Source organism: Ruegeria sp. BHSB056 (genome assembly GCF_059613305.1).
Genome location: NZ_JBXWSG010000046.1, coordinates 19,239 through 27,305, shown reverse-complemented (window position 1 = coordinate 27,305; position 8,067 = coordinate 19,239). Strand labels below are relative to the sequence as shown.

Here is an 8,067-nt window from a genome sequence, read left to right as displayed (position 1 = left end):
TCTTCGCGCTCAACTTCTGCATCCTCGGCCCGGATGATGCGAATGTTGGTAAGCCCCAGACGCTCGCTCACCTCCTGCTGGTACTCCAGCGTTTCGGTGAACAGCATCTGCGTGTCCACGAAAAGAACGGGCGTTGCCTTGTTCACCACCGCCGCCATATGCAACAGCACGACAGATTCCGCGCCAAAGCTCGAGACCAAGGCAAGCTCGTCGATCTCATCAATCGCTTCATGCATGACATCATGAGCGCTGTGGTGCCGGAACCGGGCATTCAGGTCTTCGACACGTTCAGTCAGTTCGCGTCTGTCCCGGCCCAGTTCCGTCTGGATCAGGTCAAGCGGCATTTGCGCGGGCCTCGGGGTAGAGGGCGTCTTTGAATGGCGCCATGCCCACCCGGCGATATGTTTCCAGGAATGTCTCCTCTGCGCTTGCACGCTGGTTCAGATAGGTGTCGACAATGCGCTCTACGGCAGGAACGATTTCGTCATAGGCAAAGCCCGGACCGGTGCGATCACCAATTGCCGCAGTTTCGGTCGCATCGCCACCCAAAGTGATCTGGTAGTTTTCGACACCTGCGCGGTCCAAACCCAGAATGCCGATGTGGCCAACATGGTGATGACCGCAGGCGTTGATGCAGCCTGAGATTTTGATCTTCAGGTGGCCGATGTCATGCTCAAGCTTCAGGTCCTCGAACCGTGTTGCAATTTCGTGAGCAACCGGGATCGAACGCGCCGTCGCCAGCGCGCAATAATCCATACCGGGGCAGGCGATGATATCGCTGATCAGACCGATATTGGCGGTGGCCAGTTCGTATTCCTTCAGCTTGGCGTGGATCGCGGGCAGGTCCGATTTGTGGACATGCGGCAGGATCACGTTCTGCTCGTGGCTGATGCGCAGCTCGTCATAGGCGAATTCTTCGGCCAGATCGGCCATAACGCGCATTTGCTCGGCAGTTGCATCGCCCGGTGTTGCTCCATGCTTCTTGATCGAGATCGTGACGATCGCATGGTCCGCGTTCTTGTGCGGCGCGATGTTGGTGTCGACCCACGACCGGAAGACCGGATCGTTGGTATAGGTGCTTTCAAACGACGCGACCGAAGCCTGGCGGTAGGCAGGTGGTGCAAAGTGGCCCTTGAACTCTTCCAGCAGGTTCATATCCGCGCCTTTGAACTGCGGGCGGACCTTCAGGAAGCGTTCGTTGACCTTTGCGCGGATAGCGTCGATGCCATGCTCGTGAACGGTGATCTTGATACGTGCTTTGTACTTGTTGTCGCGGCGACCAATCTGGTTCCAGACCGACACGGTGGCTTCCAGATAGGCCAGCAGGTCGTCAAAGGCGACGAACTCGGACAATTCCTTGCCGATCATGGGCGTACGGCCAAGGCCACCACCAACGATGACGCGAGCGCCCAGAACGCCGTCACGTTCGACCAGTTGCAGGCCGATGTCATGCGCTTTGATCACTGCGCGGTCGTTTTCACTGCCAGTGATGGCGATCTTGAACTTTCTCGGCATGAACTGGAATTCCGGGTGGTCGGTCGACCATTGGCGCAGAAGCTCAGCATAGGGGCGCGGGTCGGCGACCTCATCCGCGGCGGCACCGGCGAAATGGTCGGCGGTCACGTTGCGAATGGTGTTTCCCGAAGTCTGGATGGCGTGCATGCCAACCTCGGCCAGCGCGTCCAGCATATCCGGCACGTCGTTCAGCTTTGGCCAGTTGTATTGGATGTTCTGACGGGTGGTGAAATGGCCATAGCCTTTGTCCCACTTCTCGGCCAGCAGCGCCAGTTGACGCATCTGTGCACTGTTCAGCGTGCCATAGGGAATGGCGACACGCAGCATGTAGGCATGCAGTTGCAGATACAGCCCATTCATCAGGCGCAGCGGCTTGAATTCGTCTTCGGTCAACGAGCCGTCAATGCGACGCTCGACCTGGGCGCGGAACTGCGCGTTACGTTCTGCCAAAAATGCTGTGTCGAACTCGGAGTAGCGATACATGTCTAGCTGTCCTTGTTTGCAGCCCCGAACCTAGGGGCCTTGAAAGGGGAGAGAGATGGCCAGAGGTCAGGCCCGGGGCTGCTGGGAAGTTTCCTGTTTGCCGTGGGCATAGTTGGACGGACCAGTCCGGCGGAAATCTTCCCGAAAATGGGTGGGTTCTGGGCCGTTTTTGCCAGCAACGGCATCGGCCAGATAGGCGCCCACGACTTTACTTGCCTGACGCGCTGCATCCAGCAGACGCACCTGTGCATGTGCTTCGTCAGTGATCAGTTCCGCCTGCGACAGATCACGCGTCCAACTGTCATCTTCGGTCTGGTAAATGACGTCACCTACCAGCAAGTCATTTGCGGTGACGACTTTGGGGGTAAAAGCGCGGGCCATCAGGCAAGCTCCTTGTTGAATTCGGTTACAGCCTGCGCCGCTTCGCGCGGGGCAAGGCCATAGAATGTCAGGGCCGGTCCATCCATTTCGGCGGCGGCCAGATCGGCGGGCAGTTGATCCAGTGTGGTGGCCAGTATCTGCTGGTTCGGACGCGAAGCGTTTTCGACCAGTGTGACAGGGGTGGCGCGATCGGCGCCATGCATGATCAGGCGACCCTGGATAAAGCGGACAGATTTCTTGCCCATATAGATCGCAGCAACCGAACCGGCCCGTGCCAGGGCATTCCAGTCATGATCCGCAAAACCATTCATGTCGTGCCCGGTCAGGAACCGAACCGAGGAATTCCGGCCGCGTTGAGTCAGACTTTGGCCGATGCCTGCCACCGCGGCAGAGGCCGCTGTGATCCCAGGAACGATCTGCCACGAAATACCCGCCGCCTCGACGGCCTCAATCTCTTCATCCAGACGGCCAAAGACAGTAGGATCGCCGGACTTCAGGCGGACCACGCGGTTACCATTCAAGGCATATTCGACCAAAAGCGCGTCGATATCACTTTGCTTCCAGGATGGGCCGAACCCGGCTTTGCCGACATCAACCAAGGCGGCGCTTTGACCGGCTATGTCCAGTACGGGTTCACTGATAAGGCGGTCATGCAGCACAACATCAGCCCGCTCAAACGCAGTCAGCGCTTTGAGCGTCAGTAACTCAGGATCGCCCGGACCTGCGCCGACAAAGTCGACATGTCCTTTGGGGCCTGTTGTGCGAACGTCCTGCATCGGATCATCTCGGGTGTGGTTTGACTTGACCCTCAATATAGGAAATATTCCCATCAAAGTGCCATATGGGCGCTCAAATAAGGACAAACGTTCCATCGAAACGAAAATTTGGAACGAATTCTTCGATGTGGAAGGAATATTGGAATGTCGGTGCGGATAGATGATACGGATCGGAAAATTCTGGCCGAGCTGCAGCGCGATGCAGGGCAGTCACTGGACGAAATAGCGGCTCGTGTCGGCAGTTCAAAGACGCCTGTCTGGAATCGAATACGCAAGCTCAAGAGTGCGGGAATCATTGGTCAGCAAACGGTTTTGCTGGATGCCGAGGCGCTTGGGTTTGAAGCGACTTTCTTTGTTTTGATCCGAACGTCGGAGCACGAAGCTGAGTGGCAGCGAAAGTTCCTTAAAGCACTGCGCGATCATCCCGAAGTGCAGGAGGCGCACCGGCTGGCGGGTGACATTGATTATATCCTCAAGGTTCGGGTCAAGAACGCGCGCGCCTATGATCAATTCTACCAGTCGCTGATTTCGGAAGTGCGGGTGCACAACGTGACCGCGCTTTTGTCGATGGAAGAAATCAAGTCCACAACGATGCTTCCCCTCAGCGCATTGGCTGAAGGGGTATAGAAGGCAGGTGCTGCCAGCGCCGGATCGAGCGGCGCCTTATACAGGTCAGACCTGAACCATTAACCGTTCCAGACCATGGAAGTGATAGCTGTCTGAATAGGTTGGCGTTACGGCGAGCCGCAGGTTCGGGCAGCTGCTGTACAGAAAGGGCAGGGCAATGCGCATTTCCAACCTTGCCAAAGGGGCGCCGACGCAGAAGTGGATGCCTCCACCAAAACTTGTGTTGACCTCAATCGAGCGCGTCGGATTAAACCTTTCGGGTTCATCCCAGACGGCAGGGTCGCGGTTTGCAGCGCCAAGCAAAAGCGCGACCTGGTCACCGCGCCTGAACGAATGCCCAAATATGTCAACGTCTTCATACGCATACCGTGTGAACATATGCAAAGGCGGGTCATAGCGCAGGATTTCTTCGATCGTTGCGTCGATCTGGTCCGGTGCCAGAACGTCGGGGCTGGTATGGGTTTGCAACAGGGTTTTCACACCGTTCGCCAGCGAATGCACGGTTGCTTCGTGTCCTGCATTCAGTAGCAAGATGCATGTTGCGACCAGCTCGTCGATGGACAGCTTTTCGCCTTCCTCCTCGGCGCTGATAAGCCGGGTGATCAAATCGTCACGCGGATCGTTGCGTCGCTGGTTAATGTATCCCAACAGGAAATCCGTGAACTCCTGAGACGACTTGGCGGCTTTATCCTCGGTCGCCTGTGACCGGTTGGCCTGATACATCGCGACCATGTCATGCGACCACTGCAACAGGTTGGGCGCCATGTCTTCGGGAACGCCCAACAGTCGGCAGATGGTTACCACCGGGACCTGAGTGCAATAAGCACTCAGCAGATCGAAAGGTGTATTCGGAAACGCCTCGACAAGACTGTGGCATAGCGATTCAATGGAAGGCTGCAATGCAGAAATTTCCCGCGACGTGAAAGCGCGCATGACAAGCGCCCTTAGGCGGGTATGCCGCGGGGGTTCAGCTTCAAGCAGCGAATGGGCTTCGATAGCCAGCCAGGGGGCCAAATGGGCAGGGCCCTGTGTTGCGCATTCAGGCGGAACTTCCCGCCCAAACCGGCGGTCGCGAAGAAGTGCCCGCACGGCACGGCAGGACGTCGCAGCAACCATATCGTAGTCGCGCCAATAGAACAGATCACCAGCAGCGCGGGCCTGATCATAGAAAGGGTAAGGGTTCTGAACGAAACCCGGGTCTGTCGGGGATTGCGAGAATGACTTCATGCGACGCACACTTGCCACGAGCCGCGTTGAATGCAAGACCCTGTCTATGCAGAGAGTTTGGATCATTGCCGGTTTTTTGTCCGCTGTCGGGCTGCTGTCAGGTTTTGTTTGGTCTTATGGCTATCGTCAGGCGCTGTCTCAGCTAAGTGACAAGGCCGAAGCAGACCTTGAACTGGCGGCGGATCGGCTCAGCACTCAGATGCAGGTCTACCAGGAATTGGCGGTTCTGATGGCGACACATCCCGCTTTGCACGCGTTGGATACACCAAAACAGGTACATGACGCGCAAACGATGTTGCTGGACGTTGCTGACAAGACAGCGGCCGTCAACATGATGTACCTGGATCGCAGCGGTCGGGTTCTGGTCGCCGCACAGCCAGTGGCACAGCGAGACATGTCCGCACATCCAGCGTTCAGGCGCGCCATGCAGGGTGCGGTGGGCACCGCGCATGAGGTGGTTCCAGACAGTGGCGACCGGATATATTCCTATGCCGCTCCGACTTTTGCCGCCTCCGGGCAAGTCGAAGGTGCAGTGATGGTGGTTGCCGATGTCCAGGACATTGAACAAACTTGGCGGGGCAGTACCGAAGCCGTTTTCTTTGTTGATTCTGACGGCGTCGTCTTCATCTCAAACCGGTCGGACTTGCTGTTTTGGAGCCGCGAGGTTGGTCAGTCCGGGCTGACACCACCAGAGGGTGCCTCGGTGGATTTTGCCGCGACGCGGGTCGGCCAGCATGAATTGTGGCGGCTGAACTGGGGGCGGTATTTGCCACGCGATGCGTTGCACCTAACGCTTGAATTGCCTGTGATCGATATGACCGCCGAGGTTTTGGTGGACGTGGCCCCGGCCCGGCGACTTGCCGGGTTGCAGGCGGCGGCGGTCGCAGCGATCTGTCTGGCGTTTGGTGCGATGCTGTATCTTGCGATGGAACGGCGACGGACGCTGGCGAATGCCAACACGGCTCTGGAAAGCCGGGTGGCGCAGCGTACCCGTGCTTTGACCCAAGCAAACACCGCCTTGCGCCGCGAAGTTGCAGAACGTCAGGAGGCCGAAGCAGCACTGAAAAAAGCGCAGACCGAGTTGGTGCAGGCAGGTAAGCTCAGCGCTTTGGGGCAGATGTCGGCGGGGATCAGCCACGAACTCAACCAACCGTTGATGGCGATCCAGCAATTCGCCGACAATGGTACGGCCTTTCTTGAACGTGGCAAAGGCGACAGGGCCAGCGAAAACCTTGGGCGTATTTCGGAAATGGCCGCCCGCATGGCCCGGATCATCAAGAACCTGCGCGCGTTTGCCCGCAATGAAAGCGAACCGATGGGCCGGGTCGATCTGGTGCAGGTTCTGAAAACTGCCGTCGAATTGACCGAAACCCGTTTGCGTGACGATGATGTGACGCTGGAATGGGAACCGGGACAGGCTGCGGTTTATGTTTGGGGGGGTGAAGTCCGCTTGGTGCAGGTCTTTGTTAATCTGATCAATAACGCGGCGGATGCGATGCTGGGGCGACCCAAGCGGCACATTTCGATTGTGATGCACGAAGAAGACCGGTTGCGCGTTTCTGTGCAGGATACCGGACCGGGGATTGAAGACCCCGACCGGGTGTTCGAGCCGTTTTATTCGACCAAAAGCGTAGGATCATCTGAAGGTTTGGGGCTTGGTCTTTCTATATCATATGGTCTTGTTCAAAGCTTTGGGGGTGAAATCCGCGGGGCAAACACGGCTGATGGCGCAGTGTTTACCGTCGAACTGGAGCCCTACGGAAAAGAAGAGGCAGCATGATGCGCAGGGTTCTGTTGGTCGATGATGACGCAGCTGTTCGCGAGGCATTGGCGCAAACCATTGAACTTGCAGATTACGCACCGACAACAGCCGGTTCCTTTGTTGCGGCCAAGGATCATATTCGGCGGGATTTCCCCGGTGTGATTATTTCGGACATTCGAATGCCCGGGCGGGATGGCTTCCACTTGTTGGCGTATGCTCGGGACATCGACCCCGAGCTTCCGGTGATCCTTTTGACCGGAGAAGGTGATATCCCAATGGCCGTAGAAGCCATGGGAAAAGGAGCGTTCGATTTTCTCGAAAAACCCTGCGCTGCGTCTGACCTGATGGATGTTCTTGAACGCGCATTCGCAGCCCGCACCCAAGTGTTGGAACAGCGCGCCCTGAAAACCGAACTTGAAAGGGGGGACCCGGCCGCACGTTTGCTGTTTGGCCTGTCTCCGCAAGCTGAGGCGCTGCGGGATCGCGTGCGGACCGTCGCACCGACAGGGGCCGAAGTTCTTGTTACCGGCCCGCCGGGCAGCGGCATATCCAAAGTAGCCGAAGTGGTCCACCTGATGTCGCCCGCTGGTCAGGGGCCTTTTGTCAAACGTCCGGCTTCAAGTCTAAGCCCCGATGACCTTGCCCAAAGCTGTGGCGATGCCGTGGGTGGTTCCCTGTTTCTGGACGAAGTGTCCGCCATGCCCCAAGCCACGCAGTTTGCGGCGTTGGAGATCATCGAGCGCGGTCCGGGGGGGCGTATTATTGCAGGAACAACCGCCGACCTATCTGCGTTAAGTTCGGAAGGGCGGTTCAACGCTGATCTGTTTTATCGTTTGGATGTGATGCGGGTGCGTGTTCCTTCATTGGCGGAACGCCCCGACGACATTCCGGTGATTTTTCGCCACTATGTGGCGCAAGCGGCCGAACAGGCTGGCATCGCAATTCCCGAGATTTCGTCCGAACATCTGGCGGCCTTGATGGCCAGCGACTGGCCGGGCAACGCCCGTTCGCTGATGTCAGCAGCAATGCGGTTTGTTCTTGGAATGCCCGAGGAGGTTACGCAGGCTACGGATCTGGGGTTGAGCGAACAGATGGCGCGGGTTGAACGATCTTTGTTGATTGCAGCTTTGGGCCGCCACAATGGAAAAGCGTCAGATGCGGCCAAGGCGCTGAAGCTGCCGCGTAAGACCTTTTACGACAAGCTGGCGCGCTATCAGATTCGTCCCGAGGATTACCGCAGATAAGCAGGAACCGGATTGGCGCATCTGATTCGAAGAAGTGATTCGGAAATTGTGC

General features: G+C 57.6%; 7 protein-coding genes and 1 pseudogene. 3 read left to right on the top strand and 5 right to left on the bottom strand.

Annotation, left to right across the window (positions count from 1 at the left end; translation table 11 throughout):
* The 4 genes and pseudogenes from AC2FND_RS12460 to cobA all read right to left on the bottom strand — a co-directional run.
* Positions 1 to 344: phosphoadenosine phosphosulfate reductase domain-containing protein (locus tag AC2FND_RS12460; protein WP_496770042.1), on the bottom strand; the 344-nt coding region annotated here is incomplete at its 3' end.
* On the bottom strand, positions 334 to 1,998 hold the full coding sequence (locus AC2FND_RS12455) for a nitrite/sulfite reductase (RefSeq protein WP_496770040.1): 1,665 nt from the start codon (positions 1,996 to 1,998) through the stop codon (positions 334 to 336). The genes AC2FND_RS12455 and AC2FND_RS12460, both read right to left, overlap by 11 nt.
* Positions 1,999 to 2,064: 66 nt before the next feature.
* Complete coding sequence (locus AC2FND_RS12450) at positions 2,065 to 2,379, bottom strand: DUF2849 domain-containing protein (RefSeq protein WP_496770039.1); 315 nt, start codon at positions 2,377 to 2,379, stop codon at positions 2,065 to 2,067.
* Positions 2,379 to 3,125, bottom strand: a pseudogene (gene cobA / locus AC2FND_RS12445) (uroporphyrinogen-III C-methyltransferase); the annotation flags it as partial. The gene AC2FND_RS12450 and the pseudogene cobA, both read right to left, overlap by 1 nt.
* Before the next feature lie 174 nt (positions 3,126 to 3,299).
* Between cobA and AC2FND_RS12440 the strand changes: the two are divergent.
* Entirely contained in the window at positions 3,300 to 3,782 is a 483-nt protein-coding gene (locus AC2FND_RS12440) for an Lrp/AsnC family transcriptional regulator (RefSeq protein WP_209504069.1), read from the top strand.
* Positions 3,783 to 3,827: 45 nt separating this feature from the next.
* On the opposite strand, the gene AC2FND_RS12435 is transcribed toward AC2FND_RS12440, so the two are convergent.
* Positions 3,828 to 5,009, bottom strand: coding sequence for a cytochrome P450 (locus tag AC2FND_RS12435; protein WP_496770038.1), 1,182 nt, complete (start codon positions 5,007 to 5,009; stop codon positions 3,828 to 3,830).
* Between AC2FND_RS12435 and AC2FND_RS12430 the strand changes: the two genes are divergently transcribed.
* Together AC2FND_RS12430 and AC2FND_RS12425 are read left to right on the top strand one after the other, a co-directional pair.
* The gene (locus AC2FND_RS12430; RefSeq protein WP_496770037.1) at positions 5,008 to 6,789 is read left to right on the top strand and encodes a sensor histidine kinase; all 1,782 of its coding nucleotides are present in this window, start codon (positions 5,008 to 5,010) and stop codon (positions 6,787 to 6,789) included. The two genes, AC2FND_RS12435 and AC2FND_RS12430, sit on opposite strands and share 2 nt — an antisense overlap.
* Positions 6,786 to 8,015 (top strand): sigma-54-dependent transcriptional regulator, encoded by a 1,230-nt coding sequence (locus AC2FND_RS12425; RefSeq protein ID WP_496770036.1) that lies wholly within the window; start codon positions 6,786 to 6,788, stop codon positions 8,013 to 8,015. The genes AC2FND_RS12430 and AC2FND_RS12425 overlap by 4 nt, the downstream gene beginning before the upstream one ends.
* Positions 8,016 to 8,067 lie beyond the last annotated feature (52 nt).

Coding starts and splice junctions, on each gene's coding strand:
- AC2FND_RS12455 (WP_496770040.1), bottom strand. CDS start 1,998: ATGTATCGCTACTCCGAGTTCGACACAGCATTTTTGGCAGAACGTAAC.
- AC2FND_RS12450 (WP_496770039.1), bottom strand. CDS start 2,379: ATGGCCCGCGCTTTTACCCCCAAAGTCGTCACCGCAAATGACTTGCTG.
- AC2FND_RS12440 (WP_209504069.1), top strand. CDS start 3,300: ATGTCGGTGCGGATAGATGATACGGATCGGAAAATTCTGGCCGAGCTG.
- AC2FND_RS12430 (WP_496770037.1), top strand. CDS start 5,008: ATGCGACGCACACTTGCCACGAGCCGCGTTGAATGCAAGACCCTGTCT.
- AC2FND_RS12435 (WP_496770038.1), bottom strand. CDS start 5,009: ATGAAGTCATTCTCGCAATCCCCGACAGACCCGGGTTTCGTTCAGAAC.
- AC2FND_RS12425 (WP_496770036.1), top strand. CDS start 6,786: ATGATGCGCAGGGTTCTGTTGGTCGATGATGACGCAGCTGTTCGCGAG.